Below are 21,239 nucleotides of genomic sequence, written 5' to 3'. Positions count from 1 at the left end.
TGTCATTATCAGGATTATTATGAATTCATCTGCCATCGAGCGCTTGCTGCGCATCATGCAGCAACTGCGCGACCCGGAAAATGGTTGCCCCTGGGATCGCGAACAAACCTTTGACACCATCGCCCCGTATACGCTGGAAGAAACCTACGAAGTGCTAGATGCCATCAGCCGTAAGGATTTTGACGACCTGCGCAGTGAACTGGGTGACCTGCTGTTTCAGGTGGTGTTTTACGCACGTATGGCGCAAGAGCAAGGGCTGTTTGATTTCTCGGATGTGTGTGATGCCATCAGCGATAAGCTGGAGCGCCGTCATCCACATATTTTTGGTGACGCTACCTTGTCAAGCAGTGAAGCGGTGCTGGCTAACTGGGAGCAGACCAAAGCGCAAGAGCGGGCAGAAAAAGATCGCCATTCGCAACTCGATGACATCCCCCAGGCGCTACCCGCGCTGATGCAGGCGCATAAAATCCAGCAGCGGTGTGCTGCCGTCGGTTTCGACTGGACGACGCTTGGGCCAGTGGTCGATAAGCTGTATGAAGAGATCGATGAGGTGATGGCTGAGGCTCAGCAGGCGGTGATCGACCCGGAAAAACTGGGTGAGGAGATAGGCGACATGCTGTTTGCGGCGGTCAATTTGTCCCGCCATCTCGGTCATAAAGCGGAAACGGCGTTGCAACAGGCTAATCGCAAGTTCACTCGCCGTTTCCAGCAGGTAGAACAGCGCATTGCTGCCCAAGGCAAAACCTTGTCTGACGCGACGTTAGACGAAATGGAAATGGCCTGGCAGCAGGTAAAAGCATCAGAAAGAAAAGATTGAGTTGATTTTCTGAGTGAAAGGCGCGTTTTATGCGCTTTTTCGTGCTATCCGGCTGATTGTAAACCCGAACATTGTCTCCTGTATGCTTGGGAAATACCTTACCAGCCGGAGCCTGTCAACGTCACAAAGGGTAAAACGATCATTTGTGGCGTCTACCAGGTTCGGGTATACTAGTTTCCCGTCCTGGTCTTTCCATCGTCCTTAAACCTAAACTTTCAGGTTCAGCATGACAACTAATTATATTTTTGTGACCGGCGGGGTCGTATCCTCTCTGGGTAAAGGCATTGCCGCAGCCTCCCTCGCGGCTATTCTCGAAGCCCGTGGCCTCAACGTGACCATCATGAAACTGGACCCGTATATCAATGTGGATCCGGGCACGATGAGCCCGACGCAACACGGCGAAGTGTTTGTCACCGAAGATGGCGCTGAAACCGATCTCGACTTGGGTCACTACGAGCGTTTTATTCGTACAAAGATGACGCGCCGCAATAACTTCACCACCGGACGCATTTATTCTGACGTTCTGCGTAAGGAGCGTCGGGGTGACTATCTGGGGGCGACCATTCAGGTCATTCCGCACATCACCAACGCCATTAAAGAACGTATTATCGAAGGCGGCGAAGGCCATGACGTGGTGCTGGTAGAAATCGGCGGTACGGTTGGCGATATCGAGTCTCTGCCGTTTCTTGAAGCGATTCGGCAGATGGCGGTGGAAGTGGGGCGTGAACACACCCTGTTTATGCATCTGACGCTGGTGCCGTACATGGCTGCGGCGGGTGAGGTGAAAACCAAGCCGACTCAGCACTCAGTGAAAGAATTGCTGTCTATCGGTATCCAGCCTGACGTGTTGATTTGCCGTTCCGACCGCACTGTACCGGCTAACGAGCGCGCAAAAATTGCGCTGTTCTGTAACGTGCCGGAGAAAGCCGTTATCTCGCTGAAGGACATTGATTCCATTTATAAAATTCCAGCGCTATTGAAATCTCAGGGTCTGGACGATTATATTTGTAAACGATTCAGCTTGAACTGTCCGGAAGCAAACCTGTCAGAATGGGAACAGGTGATTTACGAAGAAGCCAATCCGGTTGGTGAAGTGACCATCGGTATGGTCGGCAAGTATGTAGAACTGCCGGATGCGTACAAGTCCGTCGTTGAAGCGTTGAAACATGGCGGTTTGAAGAACCGTCTGACGGTGAATATCAAGTTCATTGATTCGCAGGATGTTGAAACCCGCGGTGTCGATGTACTGAAAGGTTTAGATGCGATTCTGGTGCCGGGCGGGTTTGGTTACCGCGGGGTGGAAGGGAAAATCATGGCGGCAGGTTATGCCCGTGAGAACAACATCCCTTACCTCGGCATCTGTCTGGGCATGCAGGTGGCGCTGATCGAGTTCGCTCGTCATGTCGCGGGTATGGACGGCGCCAACTCCACCGAGTTTGTGCCAGACTGTAAGTACCCGGTGGTAGCGCTGATTACCGAATGGCGTGATGCGGATGGTAATCTTGAAGTGCGTACTGAAGATGGCGACCTTGGCGGCACGATGCGTGTCGGTGGGCAGCAGTGTCATCTGACAGAAGGCAGCCTGGTGCGTCAGATGTACGGTGAGCCGACGATCATTGAACGTCATCGCCACCGTTATGAAGTCAACAATATGTTGTTAAAACAGATTGAGGCGGCGGGATTACGTGTTGCTGGTGTCTCCGCTGACCGCAAGCTGGTTGAGATTGTCGAAATTCCTGATCATCCGTGGTTTGTGGCGTGTCAGTTCCATCCGGAATTTACCTCCACACCGCGTGACGGGCACCCGCTGTTCGCCGGCTTTGTCAAAGCCGCCGGGGCGTACCAGAAGCGTCAGGTGAAGTAAGGTTTTACCAGTGAAATGAGTTTTGCAGCAACGCGCGGTCTCCTGATCGCGCGTTGCCGTCTGAGGTTTTAGTTTAACTTGTACTGAGGAAAATCTGATGTCCAAAATCGTTAAAGTCATTGGCCGTGAAATCATCGACTCACGCGGAAACCCGACTGTTGAAGCGGAAGTACACCTGGAAGGTGGTTTCGTTGGTCTGGCTGCTGCACCGTCAGGCGCTTCTACGGGTTCCCGCGAAGCACTGGAACTGCGTGACGGCGACAAATCCCGTTTCCTGGGCAAAGGCGTCACTAAAGCTGTTGCTGCGGTAAACGGTCCGATTGCACAGGCTGTTCTGGGCAAAGACGCTAAGGATCAGGCTGCTATCGACAAGATCATGATCGATCTGGACGGTACCGAGAATAAATCCAACTTCGGCGCTAACGCCATTCTGGCTGTTTCTCTGGCTAACGCCAAAGCCGCTGCCGCGTCAAAAGGCCTGCCGCTGTATGCTCACATCGCTGAACTGAACGGTACCCCGGGTAAATACTCCATGCCGCTGCCGATGATGAACATCATCAACGGTGGTGAGCACGCCGACAACAACGTCGACATCCAGGAATTCATGATTCAGCCGGTTGGCGCGAAAACGGTTAAAGAAGCCATCCGTATGGGTTCTGAAGTGTTCCACAACCTGGCAAAAGTACTGAAGTCCAAAGGCATGAACACCGCTGTAGGTGACGAAGGTGGCTATGCACCGAACCTGGGCTCTAACGCAGAAGCGTTGGCCGTTATCGCTGAAGCGGTAAAAGCAGCCGGTTACGTGCTGGGCAAAGACATCACCCTGGCGATGGACTGCGCAGCGTCTGAATTCTACAAAGACGGTAAATACGTTCTGGCTGGCGAAGGCAACAAAGCGTTCACCTCTGAAGAATTCACTCACTTCCTGGAAGACCTGACCAAACAGTACCCGATCGTTTCTATCGAAGACGGTCTGGACGAATCTGACTGGGACGGTTTTGCTTACCAGACCAAAGTGCTGGGTGACAAAATCCAGCTGGTGGGTGACGACCTGTTCGTAACCAACACCAAGATCCTGAAAGAAGGTATCGAGAAAGGCATCGCCAACTCCATCCTGATCAAATTCAACCAGATCGGTTCTCTGACTGAAACGCTGGCTGCTATCAAGATGGCGAAAGATGCAGGCTACACTGCCGTTATTTCTCACCGTTCCGGTGAAACCGAAGACGCGACTATCGCTGACCTGGCGGTAGGTACGGCGGCTGGCCAGATCAAAACCGGTTCTATGAGCCGTTCTGACCGTGTTGCTAAGTACAACCAGCTGATTCGTATCGAAGAAGCACTGGGTGACGCTGCACCGTTTAACGGCCTGAAAGAAGTGAAAGGTCAGGCGTAATCGCCTGCCATCCGGTGAGTTAACTCGCCGGAAATCATCTCTGCAATCCGGAAGCGTTTTCGCTTCCGGATTTTTTTTGCCTGTCGTTCATGGTCTGCTGCCAGCGCGATACGGTCTGGTGTGGTGGATAGCGTTACCCTGTTTTTTGACCTGCCAGGAGGAGGGCGACATTGTTGATGTATGAGCACGCTTCCTGACTCTTTTTAGAGTCCTGAACCTTGCACTAACAAATAATGAACCCGATCCCAAATCTCTTCCTCGCCGCATGCGGCCTGCCTCACGACCCGGTAGAGTGATTTCAAACTACAGGTTCTTCTGATTCAAAATCCTATTTCGATAAGAAGTTTGAAGCCGATCGGCTGGTTCTTCCCGCAGATGCCAATAGCAATGAGGGGGTGGCAAACGCACAAAGGTTTTTGCCTTGCCGCCTCGTTACCTTAACGCTACGGCGGCAGCGATGTTTTTTAGGGCCGCTGCAACACCTTCATAAATACAATCAATGAGGAAGGATGGCGATGAAAACACGTAAGATTGGGCTGGCGAATTATCTGGCCTACGGTTCCGGCGATTTTCTCGGGGCCGGTACCACGGCGCTCACCGCTGGTTGGTTGCTCTATTTTTACACCACGTTTTGCGGTCTGACGCCGATTGAGGCGACCTTTATTTTTGCTATGGCCAGGGTGCTGGATGCCGTCGTCAGCCCATTGATGGGCTTCCTGACCGATAACTTCGGTTCGACCTGGTTGGGTAAGCGCTTTGGGCGTCGCAAGTTCTTTATTCTGCTTGGTATTCCTTGTGTCTTCAGCTACAGCCTGATGTGGGTCGGCCACATGGATTACTGGTATTACCTGCTAACCTACCTGCTGTTTGACGTTATTTACACCATGGTACTGGTGCCGTATGAAACGCTGGTGCCGGAAATGACGGATGACTTTAAACAAAAAACCAAGTTTTCCGGCGCGCGTATCGCACTGGCACAGTTGTCGGCCATTCTGGCCGCGTTTTTGCCGGGCATTCTGCTGGGGCATTTCGGCAAAGATAACGCGGTGTCTTTTTTCTACGCCAGTCTGGTGTTCTCAGTCATTTGCGCGTGTGTACTGACATTGGTGTATCTGTTTACCTGGGAGCGGTCACGCGACCAGATGTCTGAAGCCTCATTACGGGCGGAAAAAGAACGTCAGTCACTGACGCTCGGACAGAGCCTCAAGCGCCTCAATATTGAACTGCTGTCGACGCTGCGTATTCGCATTTTCCGCCAGCATTTAGGGATGTATCTGGGCGGTTATATCGCGCAGGACGTATTTAATGCGGTGTTCACGTATTACGTGGTGTTCGTGTTGATGCAAAGCCCGACGGTGGCGTCAAACCTGATGGGGACGATGGCTATCCTGCAATTTATCGCGGTGATCGCGATGATCCCGTTGTGCATCAAATTTGGTCCGGCACCGTCTTACCGCATGGTGGTATGCCTGTTTGGTGTGAGCGCACTCTCGTATGGCTTCCTGTATTACAGCGGGATGCATTCGGCGTTTTCGCTGTTGTTGTTGGTATCTGGCCTGGCTGGTTTGGGACGTGGCGGTATCAACTATGTGCCATGGAATACCTATACCTACATTGCGGATGTGGACGAGGTGATCACTGCACAACGTCGTGAAGGGATCTTTGCCGGGATTATGACTTTGACCCGTAAAGCCTCTCAGGCGGGTGCGGTGATGCTGGTGGGGATCGTTCTACAACTATCCGGCTTTGTTTCTGGCCAGAGTGTGCAGGCACCGGGCGTCAGCCACACCATTCTGACGGTGCTGTGCTTTGGGACTGTCGCCGTACTGGCATTGGGTTTTCTAGTGTCCTTGCGCTTTAAACTGAATCTGCAAACCCATGAAGTCTTGCGGCAGGAAACGGCGAAAATGCGCGACGCTGGCCGTATCGTACCGGAAAAAATTACGCCCGAAGCGCGTGAGACAGTGGAGATGCTGGCGGGTATGCCTTATGAGTCGCTGTGGGGGAACAACAACATTGGTTACCTCAATCGCCATAAAGCGCCAGCCCGGTCGATAGCCCGTGGAACGCCTCACCACGGCGTCCATTGAGCCTGTCGTTAACGCTGACGCGCTATTGGTGCGATGTGATTGACTGTTAAGCCATCGATTGATGGGTAATAAAACTGGAACTGGATATCTGTTATGACCATTTTTCCTGTAAAGCATAGTGCGCTGCTGCGCCAGCCCGAATACGTTATCTCACGGGACGAGTTAAAGGCATTGATTTGTCGGGTGACCGACAATCTTGTCAATATCGAAGATAAAACCGGTGAATTCCTGCTACGTCTGGATGACGGCCGGGTTATCGACACCAAAGGGTGGGCTGGTTGGGAATGGACGCACGGCATCGGGCTGTATGGCATCTACCAGTATTATCTCCAGACCGGCGATGAGCGGATGCGCGCTATCATCGATGACTGGTTTACCGCCCGACTGGAAGAGGGGACGCCGACCAAAAACGTCAACACAGTATGCCCGTTTTTGACGCTGGCCTACCGTTATGAAGAAACCGGCGACAGTCGTTGGGTGCCGTATCTTGAACGCTGGGCAGAATGGGTGATGTACGATATGCCGCGTACCCACAAGAACGGGTTGCAACATATCGTCTATAACAGCGAAAACACCGATCAACTGTGGGATGATACCCTGATGATGAGCGTGTTGCCGCTGGCGAAGATCGGCAAGTTGCTTAATCGTCCTGAATTTGTGGAGGAAGCGACCTACCAGTTCCTGCTGCATGTGCAGTACCTGATGGATCGTCAAAGTGGCTTGTGGTTCCACGGTTGGACGTTTGACGGCAACCACAGTTTTGCCCAGGCGCGTTGGGCTCGCGGCAACAGTTGGTTGACCATCGTTATTCCTGAATTTATCGAGTTGCTGGATTTGCCCGAAGGTAACGCCACCCGCCGTTTTCTGATTCAGGTGCTGGAAAGTCAGGTCGATGCTCTGGCGAAGTATCAGGATGATAGCGGTCTGTGGCATACCCTGCTCGATGACCCTAATTCTTATCTGGAAAGCTCCGCGACCGCCGGGTTTGCCTATGGCATCTTGAAAGCGGTACGCAAACGCTACATTGACCGTCGCTACGCCGAGGTGGCGGAAAAGGCGATGCGTGGCGTACTGGCGAATATCAGCGAGAGCGGCGAGCTGCTCAACGTATCCTTCGGGACGGCGATGGGGAAAGATCTGGATTACTATCGCCAGATTCCGCTGACCTCCATGCCCTATGGTCAAGCGATGGCGATTTTGTGTCTGTCAGAGTACTTGCGCGTTTATCTGTAAACACGCCGACAGGTAAGGTTATGTTGCACGGGCTTCCGCTGGAAGCCCGTGTTTTTGATGAACGAGATGACTCACAATCCCGACAGACTGTAATTCACCGGTAACCAGCGATAACCGTTGGTTTTACCGCTGGCATCATGCTGTGCCGCGACGTGACCAATACCGGGGAATGGCAGGTGTGCGCCAGCCACCCAATAGCCCTGTTTCACCGTCTCTTTCAGTAATGCATCGCGGGTGCGAACCGCCTGATCGCTATCGGAGTCAAAGGTGATAGCGGTATCCGGTAGTGGCATCTGTACCGCTTCAGCATGGACGATATCTCCCCACAGCAGGATTTTCTGCCCGTCGCTGTTGACCAAAAATGCAGTATGGCCGGGGGTATGGCCTGGTGTCGGTACAGCAACGATATTGGCTGGCAGCGACTGGTGATCGGTAAATGTTCTGAGTTTGCCAGCCTCACGAATATGGCGGAACACTTCCTGCACGCGTTCAAATCCGGCTTTTTTATCTTTGGGCGCTTTTTTCAGATTATCCTGGCTCAACCAGAAATCCGTGTCTTTCTGGTTCACATAAATGACGGCATTGGGATAAACCAGCTTGCCGTCGCTAACCAGCCCGCCGAAGTGATCGGCGTGCAGGTGGGTGACCAGCACGGTATCGACCTGCTCCGGTTTATAACCTGCGGCTTTCAGGTTGGTCAGGGTTTTACCGGTGGTTTTACCCCCCAAAGCACCGGTGCCACTGTCGACCAGAATCAGGTTTTTGCCGGTGTTGATGAGAAAGGCATTGATGGAGGTTTCCACCTGTGGCTTCAGGTAACTGGCGTCCAGCAGGCTGACAATTTTCTCCCGTGGGGTGCGGGTGAGTAGCTTGTCCATTGGCATGGTGTTGGTGCCATCAGACAAGGCAGTAATTTCATATTGCCCGACCATGATACGGTAATAACCGGGTTGGGTTTTGACTTGCGCGACCGCTTCGGCATGGGCGAATGTCGACACCAGAGAAAGTGATAAACAGAAAACAGCCAAGGGCTTTAATAACGTCATCTTGCATTTCCTTATTTGAAGAAATTCGGCCGGATATATGCTGCCTGTTGATTATTAACCGGGAAGCGGGAAGGTACAAATTTCCGACAATCGTCTTTTCCCGGTAACTGCTTTTTTCTGACAACCGTTTTCAGGTAACCGTATGCAGGTCATCGTTTCATTCAGCCGTTCGGTTGGGAAGCGCACCCGGCGGTTTGGCATGACATCCACTATCGGCGATAATAGTGGTTTAGCCAGAAGGAATACTCAAACACGATGCGTTACCCGATTAACGAAATGTTCCAGACCCTGCAGGGCGAAGGTTTTTTTACCGGCGTCCCGGCGGTGTTTATCCGTCTACAAGGATGCCCGGTAGGGTGCAGTTGGTGTGATACCAAACACACCTGGGACACACTGCCAGAGCGGCAGATCTCACTGGCAGAGGTTCTGGTTAAGCGCGTGGAAAGTGATGCCTGGAGCAGTTCCAGTGTCGAGGAGCTGTTGCAACAGATAACGCAGCAAGGGTACAGCGCCAGACATGTGGTGATTACCGGCGGCGAGCCTTGTATTCATGACTTAACGCCGTTGACGCAGGCGCTGGAACAGCAGGGATTCAGTACCCAGATTGAAACCAGCGGCACCCATGAGGTGCGTTGCTCATCAGCTTGTTGGGTGACGGTGTCTCCCAAAGTGAATATGCGTGGCGGTCTGGCTGTGTTGGATCAGGCGTTGCAACGGGCGGATGAAATCAAACACCCGGTGGCGCGTGAGCGGGATATCGAGGCATTGGATGGGTTACTGGCGCGACTGGATGACGATAAGGCGCGGGTTGTGGCCTTACAACCCGTCAGCCAGAAAGAGGATGCCACCCGGCTGTGTATTGAAACCTGCATCGCCCGCAACTGGCGTTTATCGATGCAGACTCACAAATACCTGAATATTGCCTGACGAGCCGGGAAATAGCGCGCGGCGTCGGGTGTGGGGTTAGTCCTCTTCGCCGCGGTAGATGCACCCGGCGGTGCAGGTTTCCTTGACGGTCACGGCGCTGAGTAACGGCAGTGTCGGTTTAAGCTGCTGCCAAATCCAACGGGCCAGCACCTCGCTGGTTGGGTTTTCAAGCCCTGGGATCTCGTTGAGGTAGTGGTGATCTAACCGCTCCCAGGTTGGCTTGAACGCCGCTTTCAATTCGGCGAAATCCATCACCCAGCCGGTATAAGGATCGACCTCACCGGTAATTTCCAGCCGAACCATGAACGAATGACCATGCAGGCGGCCGCATTTATGGCCGTCCGGCACATGGGGAAGCCGGTGTGCGGCTTCAAACTGGAAGTCTTTAAACAGTGTGGTTGGCATGGTGATGCTCTCGTGTCATTCAAAAAACCGTCGCATACTACCGGAAAGTACGGTGTGAAGCACGTTTCCTGACAACCCGACTATACCTTGTGTGAGGTCTATGCCTTGTGTAAGGTCGCTATCCCTTGTGCAGCCACTGTCGCTTGTGTCTGTTGCGCCAGTCCGAAGGGAACGGCGCAATCAGGCGGTCAGGTCACGGGGTCAGTTCAATCATTACGCTGTCAGCCTAAGAGCTACTCTGCCAGTTCAATAATCGCATCGTGGTTCCAGCCGACAGGCAACGGGGAGGGGCGTTGTAGCGTCATGTTGTGCAATGTCAGCCCGTTAATGCCGCGAGCAAACAACGCGGGCATTCCCCCCGGATAAGCCTCCACGCCATAAGCGCGCCCGGTATCGGGATTAACCAGATACGCGTTATCCAGTCCCATGCCGGTGGGGCGGGCCGGGTTACAGGGCGGGCGAACGTCGTACAAACCTTGTTCCGTACTATCACTCGGCTGTTGCGTCATTGTTATGTCCTCGAAATGAATATCGCGGACATAACCTGCTGGCGTACTGTGCAGATTGATGGCCCCTTCACTGACACCGGTTATCCGCACAAAGCGAACCTGCTCAATAACCCCCGGTTCTATCGTTGGATCGCGGTAACGTACCGAGATGAATATCGGGTCTGCTTTCCCCCAATGACACGGCGGTGCAGTGACGCATTCGACCGTGATATCACTAAAACAAATTCGACGAAACGCGCCGCCATCGCGTGAAATAAGGCCGATCCCCCGGTTGGAGTCGTAGAGAGTGCAGTGGCTGACGTTCAGGTCTTCGATATCGGCAAAGGTTTCGGTACCAATTTTTAGTGCACAGCTGCGTGAGCGTAACCGGCAGTGGCTGACGGTCATACGCTGTGCTTTATATTGCATGGTAGGGGGCTTGGCCGTGGTTTTGATGCACAAAGCGTCATCGGCAGCGCTCAAGTGGCAATCGTGGACGATGACATCCTGGCAACTGTCGAGATTGAGCGCATCGGTGTTGGCCATCGTCATGTCGTTATCCACCGTCAGGCGTTCGACGTTGACCTGACGGCAACTCACCAGATGAACGGTCCACATCGGCGCGTGTTCGATAGTGATATCCTGTATCGTAATCTGCTCACAGTCCTCCAGTACCACAATACGCGGCCGATGCTGCGCGGGTAACCGATAGCCTTGCTCATCGGGCTGTGCCGAAAAATAGGCATCGGCGCTGCCAGTAATTTTTCCTTTTCCACACAAGGTGATGTTGCGCTGCTGGCGTGCATACAAAAATGCACGATCGGAAAGCTCTGCCACGCTGAGCGTCGTGGTGTGGGCAAAATCGTCATAACAGGCGCTGGCGATAAGCTCCGCGCCTTCATCCAGTTGCAGGCAACAGTTCGAAGGAAGCCGCAGGCCCCCTAGCAAATAACGTCCCGACTCGACCACCAGCGTGCCGCCGCCCTGTGCGTCCAGGTCGTCGAGCGCTTGCTGGAAGCGTGCGGTATCCGGGGTAGTGCCATCGGCGGCGGGCTGATAGGTACGAAAAGATAGCGTCATGGTGGTGATCCTGTATCGGGCAGATGATGGGCTATTCCAGCACGGCTTTTTCTCGTCAGCAGCCGTAGCGCGACGGGAAATCATTGAAGGTTAGAGCGCCTTCACAGCCTGTCTGACGCCATCAGCCGGAATGTGATCGTGATAACGTCATACCCGCCACCGCCCGAGCGTAATGTGTGTTTCATCACACTTTAATCCCTTCCGATGTCGGCCTGCCGCATCAGTAACCGCGTGTGTTTTGTTTTTGTTAAATAAGTGTGAAGCAGATCGCGCAAGATGTTTACTGCAGGCGATGGGCTGTGAGGTAGCAGGAGTGCCGTGCGATAAAGAAGGCATCCATGTCCATGAAATGAATGTTGTCAGGGCCGACGGTACGCATTTTTTCAGCCTGCCCCGCATAACGCGTATCAGAGGCTCCCCCGGCACTGGTGAAGACAACAGCAATCTGCCTATCTTGTTTGCCAGCGGGAGGTGCTCTGTACCTGCCTGATTACCCTTCCGCCCTAAAATAACAACACCAAGAGGATCGGGGACATGATGAGATTACTGACAGGATTACTGCTGTTGGCATTGACCTTGCTGGGCCAGGTTCAGGCTGCGGAACAGGTGACGTTACGCATGGCCTGGTGGGGAGGAAACAGCCGTCATCAGGCTACGCTGGCAGCGATTGACGCATTCCAGAAGAAATACCCGGGAATTACCGTTAAAGCAGAATATACCGGTTGGGACGGCTATCTTTCACGCCTGACAACGCAAATCGCCAGTGGTCAGGAGCCGGACGTTATGCAGATCAACTGGAACTGGATTCCGATTTTTTCCCGCACTGGTACTGGCTTTTATGACCTCAATACACTGAAAGATACCCTGAAATTGCAGGATTTCCCCGCCGATGCGCTAACGACGGTCGATGGCAAGGTGAACGCTATTTCGACCTCACTGAACGGGCTGGTGATGTACTACAACGTCGATACCTGGAAAAAAGCCGGTCTGGCGTATCCCACCACCTGGGAAGAACTGTTTCAGGCTGGCAAAGTGTTCAAAGAAAAGCTCGGTGATAACTACTTCCCATTAGCGTCCCCGGCGCAAGACAGCGGGGAAGGGCTGCTGGAACTGCTCAACACCTATATGACGCAGAAATTCAATATCGGCATGATTGACGAGCAGAACAAGCGCTTTAATTACACCGACGCACAGTGGCTGGAAGCGTTCCGTTTCTATAAACGGTTGGTGGATGAGCATGTTATTCCATCGACGAAGTACTACAACGCCTTTGGCAAGGCGGGAGTATTTGAAACCCGTCCGTGGATTAACGGTGAGTACGGCGGGGCGCAACTGTGGGCTTCGGTGGTGAAAAAATACGCCGAACCGTTAGCACCGCCCGCCAAACTGGAACTGGGGCCGTACATCATGACGCCCGGCTCGGATAACCCGGGGCAGTTCTTCAAGCCCTCCATGCTGTTTGCCATCAGCAAAAACAGCGGGCACCCGAAAGAGGCGGCACTGTTGCTCAATTTCCTGATGAATGAACCGGAAGGCAGCCTCCTGATGGGGACCGAGCGCGGCGTACCGCTGAGCCGGGTGGCACGACAGACGCTACAGGATAACCAGAAGCTGGACACGCAGGATCTGGCGGTGAAAGGGTTGATGCAGGCACTGGAAAAACCGATGCAAACCCCGGTGTCTTCATATATTGAAGACCCGCAACTGTCCAGCCTGATTCTGCAAACGGTCGAGCAACTGGATTACGGCAACAAGACCGTGGAAGTCTCCGCCAGAACGTTTAGCGAGGCCGGTAATCGCATTCTCAAGCGCGTGATCCGCTAATTGTCGACCTGACAGCGCTACGCCTCATGACGTGGCGCTGTCGGGTGATGACCACCAATATCTTGCGTGAGCGCAGTCAACTGCTGTTGCAGACTGTCTGCCAGCGAGCGTGGGCGATCAGCATCAAACATGACATGCATGCTGACCGGGTAATCCCGGTGTTGCAGGCTGAAATCATCCATTTCATGGGCTACGCCATAAAGCGCCTGAATATTGGTTTTGGCTATCTCACGTAGCGTCCAGTTATTTTCCACACGCTGGCAATAGTGCAACGTGAAAAAGGCTTTCTGTCCATGGACGAAAGCCCGGCAATAGAGCGCCAGCCCTCGCCATTCTTGCAGCCAGCGCTGACGTAGCGGCTCAGGAAGATGGTGGTCACGGACAAACTGCATGGCTGCCTGTTGGCTTTGCTCGGCTAACTGCCAGGCGGTGTCTTTCTCCCGCACAATCTGGTACAGATTGTGGGAGGCCAGTTCCGGTTCCTGACGTTCAAAGGTGATATCGCGTCCGGAACCGGGGAGCCAGTGATTGCGGTTAAGCTGACCGTACAGGCTCCACACCGCCTGACCATAACTGGACGGTAACAGGCTATGGCGATGGAACACGTGGTGGCGTGCGTACATCGATAACGACAGCGCCTGTTGTGCCTGTTCCAGCAAGGTTCGCATGGTGTGACAAACCTCATCATCCGGTTGCCATTGCCAGCATTCCGCCAGCCAGCGGCGAAAAAGGTCGCTTTCGTTCATCGGTGGCGCGTTGTCATTTAGCAGGTGCGCGCAAGCAAACAGGGTGAACTCGCTCAGCGAGCCTAATACGCTGTGGTTATCGACGCCGTCCCAACTGATGCGACAAGCTGCGCTGACGATGGCCGGATTTTTCTCCCGACACCATAACAACCGCCCTTGTACTTCGGTGTAGCGCAAAAACGGTAAATTGCCCCAGCCGACTTCTTCGCCAGCCAGATCCAACTCCACCCAGACTTCCCGATCCCCCAGTTCCAGCAGTGCCGGATTATTGGGAAATTCCGGCCAGAAGCGTTCCGGCGTCATTTTGATGGCGGCGGATACGCTAGTCGGCAGGCTGCGGATAGCATCCAGTACACGGGACATATCCTGATGATTAGCCGGAAAGGCGCGTAATACCAGGTGGCGCTGGTGGGCGTGGATAACGCGGGCAACGGCCGCGAACAATTGCCGGTAGACCGGTTCGCTGTCTGTGGCTGGGGGGACTGTGCCGCCGCGTTGTATCTCTTCACCGGGTGGTGGAGCGAAACGTATCAGGCTGTCGCTGTTGGAGATAGCCAGCATCAGCCCATGTAATCGCGGAATTTGCTGCATCAGTTGTTCGACTTTGGCAGCCAGATAATCACACCAGAAGTGGGTATCAATGCGGAACTGACGTGCATCGTCCAGTAAATGGGGATACTGCAATAGCAAGTCGGTGGGGAACGTCAGTTCTTTGCATTGCAGGTATAACGCTACCCCTTGTTCGCGACAATAAGCGGCAACCTGATTGAGGTAGACGCAGCGCGATCGCTGTTGACTGCTGATACGATCGTCAAAGCGGGTTGACTGATAAGCCACGGGCGTCACCAGCTTATCCAGCAAGTCCGCCTGGCCTAGCACCAGCGTATTGAAACCGTAACGACGGGCATATTCCACCAACGTGATGACCCGCTGCCAGTGCCAGATATCCTGGGTATTGAGTTCCAGTGCGCGACGCTGCCACATTATCGGTATGCTCCCTGGGTCACGAAATAGGGTTCTGCCCCGGATTATTTAGGGTTTCACGTCTGCGCGATAGCGGAAAATAAACATCCCAATAATCAATGCAATAAATTGTGATCAATAACACTTAAAGCAATAAGTGTTATCAAAAAAACTATTTAGTCATTTTGGTTATTAAATATTGCCATCCTGTCTTTAATTGTTCAGGTAGGGATGGTTACCTTATATCCTATCTGACTTTCTATTTCATGATATTGGCTATGGCGGCAACCCGGCATTCGCGCCCGCAGCCAGAACAAGGATACCGACACCATAATGAGCATTCCGGCTTCTCCGACTCCGCAGCTCCCGTTGAGCGCGGAGCAACTTTCGCGTCTTCAGGCGGCGACCGGTGATCTTTCACCGGCGCAACTGGCCTGGCTGTCTGGCTATTTCTGGGGCGTGATTCAGCAGCAACCCGGTGCGCTCGCGGCACCGACCAGCGCGCTAGCCGCTGTAGAGGCGGCACCGCCTGCCGCCATTACGCTGATTTCAGCCTCCCAGACTGGCAACGCGCGCCGTGTGGCGGAGCAGGTTCGCGACGAGCTGCTCGCGGCCAACCTGCCCGTGACGCTGGTGAATGCCGGTGATTACAAGTTCAAGCAGATAGCACAGGAAAAACTGTTGCTGATAGTCACCTCGACGCAGGGCGAAGGCGAGCCGCCAGAAGAAGCGGTGGCGCTACACAAGTTCCTGTTCTCGAAAAAAGCGCCGTCGCTGGCGGGGCTGACATTCGCGGTATTTGGTCTGGGTGATACCTCTTACGAATTCTTCAGCAAGGCTGGTAAAGATTTTGACAGCCGCCTGGCGGAATTGGGCGCTGAGCGCCTCTTGGATCGTGTCGATGCTGATGTGGAGTTCCAGCCGTTGGCTGAGCAGTGGCGACATCAGGTGGCTGAGGCATTGAAAGCGCGTTTCGCCAGCCAGACGGCAGCGGCGGTACAAACCGCTGCTACTGGTCAGGTTAACGCAGTGACCACCAGCCCGTACCACAAAGAAGCACCTTATACCGCTTCGCTGGTAACTAATCAGAAGATTACCGGCCGTCACTCAGAGAAAGATGTCCGTCATATCGAAATCGACTTAGGCGATTCTGGCCTGCGTTATCAGCCCGGTGATGCGTTAGGGGTGTGGTATGAAAACTCCCCAGCGCTGGTGCAGGAGCTACTGGGTCTGTTGTGGTTAAAAGGTGATGAACCGGTCAACGTTGGCGGCAACACCCTGCCGCTGGCCGAAGCACTACAACGCCATTTTGAGCTGACGCAGAATACCGCGCCGATCGTTGCCAGCTATGCGGCGTTGTCCCGCAACGACACCTTGTTGGGATTGGTGGCGGATAAGTCTGTCCTGCAGCAGTACGCGCAACGTACTCCGCTGGTGGATATGGTGCGTGAAGCACCAGTGGAACTGACGCCGGAACAGCTTATCGGGTTGCTGCGTCCGTTGACGCCGCGTCTCTACTCTATTGCATCGTCACAGGACGATGTGGGCAGTGAAGTGCACATCACCGTCGGTGCCGTGCGCTATGAATATGAAGGCCGTGCGCGTAGCGGCGGTGCGTCAGGTTATCTGGCTGACCAGCTGGACGAAGAGGGCGACGTTCGTGTGTTCATTGAACACAATGATAATTTCCGTCTGCCTGCCAACCCAGACACGCCGGTTATCATGATTGGGCCCGGCACCGGTATTGCTCCGTTCCGCGCGTTTATGCAACAGCGTGAGGCCGAGGGAGCAGGCGGCAAAAACTGGCTGTTTTTCGGCAACCCCCACTTCACTGAAGATTTCCTTTATCAGGTGGAATGGCAGCGCTACGTCAAAGAGGGGCTGCTGACCCACATTGATCTGGCCTGGTCACGCGATCAAGCCCACAAAGTCTATGTGCAGGACAAAATTCGTGAAAAAGGCGCGCAGGTGTGGCGCTGGATTCAGGATGGTGCCCATATTTATGTGTGCGGTGATGCCAATCGCATGGCAAAAGATGTGGAGCACGCGCTGCTGGACGTGGTGGCTGAGCAAGGTGGGATGGACGCCGAACAGGCGGATGAGTTTTTAAGCGAGCTGCGTCTTGAGCGGCGTTATCAGAGAGATGTGTACTAATGAGCGAAAGATATTCTGGTCCGCTGGTGGTCGAGGGTACGCTAGCTGACGCCGAACGTATGAAGCGGGAAAGCAATTACCTGCGCGGTACGATTACACAAGATTTAAACGACGGTCTGACTGGTGGTTTTAACGGCGATAATTTTCTGCTGATCCGCTTTCACGGCATGTACCAGCAAGACGATCGCGATATTCGTGCTGAACGCGCCGAGCAGAAACTGGAGCCGCGTCATGCCATGATGTTGCGCTGCCGTCTGCCGGGTGGGGTGATGACGCCGCAGCAGTGGCTCGCTATCGATAAGTTCGCGGGTGAAAAAACGCTGTACGGCAGTATCCGTATCACGAACCGTCAAACCTTCCAGTTTCACGGTATTTTGAAAAATGATCTGAAATCCGCCCATCAGTTGCTGCATGACGTTGGGCTGGATTCGTTGGCAACCGCCAATGACGTCAACCGTAACGTGCTCTGTACCTCCAATCCGGTCGAGTCGGTGCTGCATCAGCAGGCCTACGAGTGGGCGAAGAAAATTTCCGAACATCTGCTGCCGCGTACTCGCGCTTACGCCGAAGTGTGGCTGGATAAGGAAAAGGTTGCCACCACCGATGAAGAGCCGATTCTGGGGCCGACCTATCTGCCGCGTAAATTCAAGACCACGGTAGTGATCCCGCCGCAGAATGATGTGGATCTGCATGCCAATGATCTGAACTTTGTCGCTATTTCAGATAACGGCCAACTGGTGGGCTTTAACGTGCTGGTCGGCGGCGGCCTGTCTATCGCTCATGGCGACAAGACCACTTATCCGCGTACGGCCAGTGAGTTGGGGTACATTCCGTTGGCACAGACACTGGCGATAGCCGAAGCCGTGGTCACCACCCAACGTGACTGGGGCAACCGTACCAACCGTAAAAATGCCAAGACTAAATATACGCTGGAGCGGGTAGGCGTCGACTCCTTTAAACAGGAGGTCGAACGTCGTGCCGGTATTGTGTTTGAAGCGGTTCGGCCGTACGCGTTTACCGGTCGTGGCGATCGCATCGGTTGGGTGAAGGGGATCGATAATCACTGGCACCTGACCCTGTTCATTGAAAATGGCCGTATTCTGGATTACCCGGGGCGTCCGTTAAAAACCGGCATGGCGGAAATCGCTAAAATCCACAAAGGCGATTTCCGACTGACCGCGAATCAGAACCTGATCGTGGCGGGGGTAGCGACTAAAGATAAAGCGAAAATCGAGGCGCTGGCACGACAGCATGGCCTGATCGACGATAGTCTCACCGAGCAACGGCAGAACTCGATGGCCTGTGTTTCGCTGCCAACCTGCCCGCTGGCGATGGCGGAAGCAGAGCGCTTCCTGCCGGAGTTTGTCACACAGGTAGAAGGCATTATGCAGAAACACGGCGTGGGTGATGACCATATCGTGTTGCGCGTAACGGGTTGCCCTAATGGCTGTGGCCGCGCCATGCTGGCGGAAATTGGCCTGGTGGGGAAAGCTATCGGTCGTTACAACCTGCATATTGGTGGTAACCGCGAAGGTACCCGCATTCCGCGTATGTACCGGGAGAACATTACCGAAAAAGAGATCCTGACGGAGATTGACCAACTGGTCGCGCGTTGGGCCAGCGAACGAGAAAGCGGCGAAGGGTTTGGCGATTTTGCCATCCGTGTCGGCATCATTAAACCGGTGCTGGATCCCGCTGTTGATTTTTACGACTGACAGGAGAACCTGATGTCCAGTCTGAATCTGGAGGCGCTGCGCGCCTTGTCTCAAACGGAGCAGACCGCCGCTCTGGCGGATGTCAATCAATTGCTGGAAGGGTTGTCTGCTGAAGCCCGTGTGGGTTGGGCACTGGAAAACCTGCCGGGTGAGTTCGCGCTGTCTTCCAGTTTCGGCATTCAGGCCGCGGTGAGTTTGCATCTGGTGACCCGGCAACGGCCGGATATCCCGGTTGTACTCACCGATACCGGTTATTTGTTCCCTGAAACCTATCAATTCATCGATCAATTAACCGAACAGTTGAACCTTAACCTGCACGTTTACCGTGCGGCGCAGTCTCCTGCCTGGCAGGAGGCTCGCTACGGCAAATTGTGGGAACAGGGGCTGGAAGGGCTTGAACAGTACAACCAGATCAATAAAGTCGAACCGATGAACCGGGCGTTGCAGGAATTACAGGTCGGCACCTGGTTTGCTGGCTTGCGTCGTGAACAGTCAGGGAGTCGGGAAGGCTTGCCGGTATTGGCTATCCGGCGTGGGGTATTCAAGTTTTTGCCGATCATCGATTGGGATAACCGCACGGTGTATCAGTACCTGAAAGCCAATGGGCTGAGTTACCATCCGCTCTGGGAGCTGGGGTATCTGTCTGTCGGCGATACCCACACCACCCGCAAATGGGAGCCGGGCATGAGTGAGGAAGAAACCCGTTTCTTCGGCCTGAAACGCGAATGTGGGTTGCATGAGGGGTGATTCTTCCTGCTGGTTCAAATGGCTCGTCACTCTTCTTCTTGTCCATGAGCGTTGTCACCGGTGGCTATTCCGGCGGCAGGTGCACAACGCTATCGCATCATCTCCGTGCTGATGTTCTCGCCTGCTTTTAGCAGGCTCAGGTGAACGTGAAGTGTAAAAATAGTCATGAAAAACCGTTATTAAGCGTTTTTATTCTTTCACGCATAGTTTGTTATTCCATTACGGAACTAATCATACTAATTCGGCATTTCATAACCCTTCTCTTCACGTTTTATAGTCGCTTTATAGAATTTTTAGCTTAGTAAAGGCATCTGTGAACTATCTCCCTATATTCGCCGATCTCCGGCAACGCCCCGTGTTGGTGGTGGGAGGCGGTGAGGTGGCAACCCGCAAAATTGACTTGTTGCAACGTGCCGGGGCGGATGTCCGGGTCGTGGCGCGGTCGTTGTGCGAGCCGCTTCAGGCTTTGCATCAGGCGGGACAACTGGCCTGGGTCGCGCAGGATTTTTCCCCTGCGCTGCTGGATAACGTGTTTCTGGTGATTGCTGCTACGGATGACGGGGCGCTCAATGCCACGGTGTTTGAGCAGGCTAATCAACGCCAGCTACTGGTTAACGTGGTAGACGATCAACCCAAATGCTCGTTCATTTTCCCGTCGCTGATTGACCGCTCACCATTGGTGGTGGCGATTTCATCCGGCGGTCAGGCACCGGTGCTGGCGCGGTTATTGCGAGAGAAGCTCGAGGCACTATTGCCAGCCCGTCTGGGACAGATGGCGGAACTGGCCGGAAAATGGCGAGGTCGCATCAAGCAGCAGTTGGCATCGATAACGGAACGCCGTCGGTTTTGGGAGCGTGTGTTTACCGGCCGTTTTTCCAGTCTGGTAGCGGCTGGTCAACTGGCTCAGGCCGAGCAGGAACTGGAACAGCAACTGTTGCAGCCCGAGGGGCAACAGGGCGAAGTCGCGTTGGTGGGGGCAGGTCCCGGCGATGCCGGTTTGCTGACACTGCGCGGCTTGCAGGTTATCCAGCAGGCGGATGTGGTGCTTTACGATCATCTGGTCAGTGACGACGTGCTGGACCTGGTGCGCCGTGATGCCGAGCGGATTTGTGTCGGTAAACGCGCCAGCGCGCACCTGCTGCCACAAGAAGAGATTAATGCGCTGTTGGTGAAACTGGCGCAAGAAGGGAAACGGGTTGTGCGGCTCAAAGGCGGTGATCCCTTTATTTTTGGCCGTGGTGGTGAAGAACTGCAACAGGTGGCGCAGGCAGGCATTCCGTTTCAGGTGGTGCCGGGAATTACGGCGGCGGCAGGTGCGACAGCCTACGCTGGCATTCCGTTGACACACCGGGATTACGCGCAGAGCGTGACATTCATCACCGGACATTGTCGGCCGGATGGCGATGCGCTGGACTGGTCGACGCTGGCGCGTGGCAGGCAGACATTGGCTATCTATATGGGCACGGTCAAATCGGCGGAAATCAGCCAGCAACTGATTGCGCATGGCCGGTCTGCGCAGACACCGGTGGCGGTCATTGGCCGTGGTACCCGCCAGGATCAGGTCGTGCTGACGGGAACACTGGCGGAATTAGAAACGCTGGCGCAACAGGCTCCGACGCCTGCATTGCTGGTTATCGGCGAAGTGGTGGATTTGCATCAACACATCGCCTGGTTTGGTGAACAAGCGCGGATGACGCCGACTGATGGGCGCCCGGCCGTGGTGAATCTGGCTTAAGGTTAAGGT

General features: G+C 54.2%; 15 protein-coding genes. 11 read left to right on the top strand and 4 right to left on the bottom strand.

Annotated elements, in window-relative coordinates; translation table 11 throughout:
* Window positions 1-19: 19 nt before the first annotated feature.
* The 5 genes from mazG (at window position 20) to bglB (ending at window position 7,400) form a co-directional block, all read left to right on the top strand.
* Window positions 20-817, top strand: a complete 798-nt coding sequence (mazG, locus tag FAZ14_RS05410) for a nucleoside triphosphate pyrophosphohydrolase (protein WP_038905470.1) — start codon at window positions 20-22, stop codon at window positions 815-817.
* Between the two features lie 226 nt (window positions 818-1,043).
* Window positions 1,044-2,681, top strand: a complete 1,638-nt coding sequence (pyrG, locus tag FAZ14_RS05405; protein ID WP_016940421.1) for a glutamine hydrolyzing CTP synthase — start codon at window positions 1,044-1,046, stop codon at window positions 2,679-2,681.
* A gap of 97 nt (window positions 2,682-2,778) precedes the next feature.
* Window positions 2,779-4,077 (top strand): phosphopyruvate hydratase, encoded by a 1,299-nt coding sequence (gene eno / locus FAZ14_RS05400; protein ID WP_016940420.1) that lies wholly within the window; start codon window positions 2,779-2,781, stop codon window positions 4,075-4,077.
* 515 nt (window positions 4,078-4,592) lie between these two features.
* Complete coding sequence (locus tag FAZ14_RS05395) at window positions 4,593-6,167, top strand: MFS transporter (protein ID WP_029456131.1); 1,575 nt, start codon at window positions 4,593-4,595, stop codon at window positions 6,165-6,167.
* A 93-nt stretch (window positions 6,168-6,260) separates the two neighbouring features.
* Window positions 6,261-7,400: a beta-galactosidase BglB gene (gene bglB, locus FAZ14_RS05390; protein WP_153508176.1), complete on the top strand. Its 1,140-nt coding sequence runs from the start codon at window positions 6,261-6,263 to the stop codon at window positions 7,398-7,400.
* Window positions 7,401-7,471: 71 nt separating this feature from the next.
* On the opposite strand, the gene FAZ14_RS05385 is transcribed toward bglB, so the two are convergent.
* Entirely contained in the window at window positions 7,472-8,446 is a 975-nt protein-coding gene (locus tag FAZ14_RS05385) for an MBL fold metallo-hydrolase (protein WP_153508175.1), read from the bottom strand.
* Between the two features lie 255 nt (window positions 8,447-8,701).
* Between FAZ14_RS05385 and queE the strand changes: the two genes are divergently transcribed.
* On the top strand, window positions 8,702-9,373 hold the full coding sequence (queE, locus tag FAZ14_RS05380) for a 7-carboxy-7-deazaguanine synthase QueE (protein ID WP_110371367.1): 672 nt from the start codon (window positions 8,702-8,704) through the stop codon (window positions 9,371-9,373).
* Between the two features lie 36 nt (window positions 9,374-9,409).
* Here the strand turns inward: queE and queD are convergent, their stop codons facing one another.
* Both queD and FAZ14_RS05370 read right to left on the bottom strand, forming a co-directional pair.
* Window positions 9,410-9,778 (bottom strand): 6-carboxytetrahydropterin synthase QueD, encoded by a 369-nt coding sequence (gene queD / locus FAZ14_RS05375; RefSeq protein ID WP_012885957.1) that lies wholly within the window; start codon window positions 9,776-9,778, stop codon window positions 9,410-9,412.
* A 233-nt stretch (window positions 9,779-10,011) separates the two neighbouring features.
* Window positions 10,012-11,346, bottom strand: a complete 1,335-nt coding sequence (locus FAZ14_RS05370; protein WP_194287063.1) for a glycoside hydrolase family 28 protein — start codon at window positions 11,344-11,346, stop codon at window positions 10,012-10,014.
* 534 nt (window positions 11,347-11,880) lie between these two features.
* Here FAZ14_RS05370 and FAZ14_RS05365 point away from each other — a divergent pair.
* Complete coding sequence (locus FAZ14_RS05365) at window positions 11,881-13,170, top strand: ABC transporter substrate-binding protein (RefSeq protein ID WP_016940414.1); 1,290 nt, start codon at window positions 11,881-11,883, stop codon at window positions 13,168-13,170.
* A gap of 17 nt (window positions 13,171-13,187) precedes the next feature.
* Here FAZ14_RS05365 and FAZ14_RS05360 read toward each other — a convergent pair whose 3' ends face one another.
* Window positions 13,188-14,900: a hypothetical protein gene (locus FAZ14_RS05360; RefSeq protein ID WP_153508173.1), complete on the bottom strand. Its 1,713-nt coding sequence runs from the start codon at window positions 14,898-14,900 to the stop codon at window positions 13,188-13,190.
* 312 nt (window positions 14,901-15,212) lie between these two features.
* Here FAZ14_RS05360 and cysJ point away from each other — a divergent pair, with 312 nt between their 5' ends.
* The 4 genes from cysJ to cysG all read left to right on the top strand — a co-directional run bounded on the left by cysJ (window position 15,213) and on the right by cysG (window position 21,230).
* Window positions 15,213-17,033 (top strand): NADPH-dependent assimilatory sulfite reductase flavoprotein subunit, encoded by a 1,821-nt coding sequence (gene cysJ / locus FAZ14_RS05355; RefSeq protein ID WP_038925819.1) that lies wholly within the window; start codon window positions 15,213-15,215, stop codon window positions 17,031-17,033.
* A complete protein-coding gene (gene cysI / locus FAZ14_RS05350; protein WP_153508172.1) occupies window positions 17,033-18,748 on the top strand; it encodes an assimilatory sulfite reductase (NADPH) hemoprotein subunit in 1,716 nt (571 codons plus the stop codon). The genes cysJ and cysI overlap by 1 nt, the downstream gene beginning before the upstream one ends.
* A 12-nt stretch (window positions 18,749-18,760) precedes the next feature.
* Window positions 18,761-19,495 (top strand): phosphoadenylyl-sulfate reductase, encoded by a 735-nt coding sequence (locus FAZ14_RS05345; RefSeq protein WP_153508171.1) that lies wholly within the window; start codon window positions 18,761-18,763, stop codon window positions 19,493-19,495.
* 313 nt (window positions 19,496-19,808) lie between these two features.
* Window positions 19,809-21,230 (top strand): siroheme synthase CysG, encoded by a 1,422-nt coding sequence (gene cysG / locus FAZ14_RS05340; RefSeq protein WP_153508170.1) that lies wholly within the window; start codon window positions 19,809-19,811, stop codon window positions 21,228-21,230.
* The last annotated feature ends 9 nt before the right edge of the window (window positions 21,231-21,239 follow it).

The sequence above is a fragment of the Dickeya oryzae genome, assembly GCF_009372235.1.
GTDB classification, from domain to species: Bacteria; Pseudomonadota; Gammaproteobacteria; order Enterobacterales; family Enterobacteriaceae; genus Dickeya; species Dickeya oryzae.
This window is presented reverse-complemented; position numbering and strand designations above follow the sequence as displayed.

Bases quoted from the DNA above. Each gene is read 5' to 3' on its own strand.
- mazG (WP_038905470.1), top strand. From the start codon at position 20: ATGAATTCATCTGCCATCGAGCGCTTGCTGCGCATCATGCAGCAACTG.
- pyrG (WP_016940421.1), top strand. From the start codon at position 1,044: ATGACAACTAATTATATTTTTGTGACCGGCGGGGTCGTATCCTCTCTG.
- eno (WP_016940420.1), top strand. From the start codon at position 2,779: ATGTCCAAAATCGTTAAAGTCATTGGCCGTGAAATCATCGACTCACGC.
- FAZ14_RS05395 (WP_029456131.1), top strand. From the start codon at position 4,593: ATGAAAACACGTAAGATTGGGCTGGCGAATTATCTGGCCTACGGTTCC.
- bglB (WP_153508176.1), top strand. From the start codon at position 6,261: ATGACCATTTTTCCTGTAAAGCATAGTGCGCTGCTGCGCCAGCCCGAA.
- FAZ14_RS05385 (WP_153508175.1), bottom strand. From the start codon at position 8,446: ATGACGTTATTAAAGCCCTTGGCTGTTTTCTGTTTATCACTTTCTCTG.
- queE (WP_110371367.1), top strand. From the start codon at position 8,702: ATGCGTTACCCGATTAACGAAATGTTCCAGACCCTGCAGGGCGAAGGT.
- queD (WP_012885957.1), bottom strand. From the start codon at position 9,778: ATGCCAACCACACTGTTTAAAGACTTCCAGTTTGAAGCCGCACACCGG.
- FAZ14_RS05370 (WP_194287063.1), bottom strand. From the start codon at position 11,346: ATGACGCTATCTTTTCGTACCTATCAGCCCGCCGCCGATGGCACTACC.
- FAZ14_RS05365 (WP_016940414.1), top strand. From the start codon at position 11,881: ATGATGAGATTACTGACAGGATTACTGCTGTTGGCATTGACCTTGCTG.
- FAZ14_RS05360 (WP_153508173.1), bottom strand. From the start codon at position 14,900: ATGTGGCAGCGTCGCGCACTGGAACTCAATACCCAGGATATCTGGCAC.
- cysJ (WP_038925819.1), top strand. From the start codon at position 15,213: ATGAGCATTCCGGCTTCTCCGACTCCGCAGCTCCCGTTGAGCGCGGAG.
- cysI (WP_153508172.1), top strand. From the start codon at position 17,033: ATGAGCGAAAGATATTCTGGTCCGCTGGTGGTCGAGGGTACGCTAGCT.
- FAZ14_RS05345 (WP_153508171.1), top strand. From the start codon at position 18,761: ATGTCCAGTCTGAATCTGGAGGCGCTGCGCGCCTTGTCTCAAACGGAG.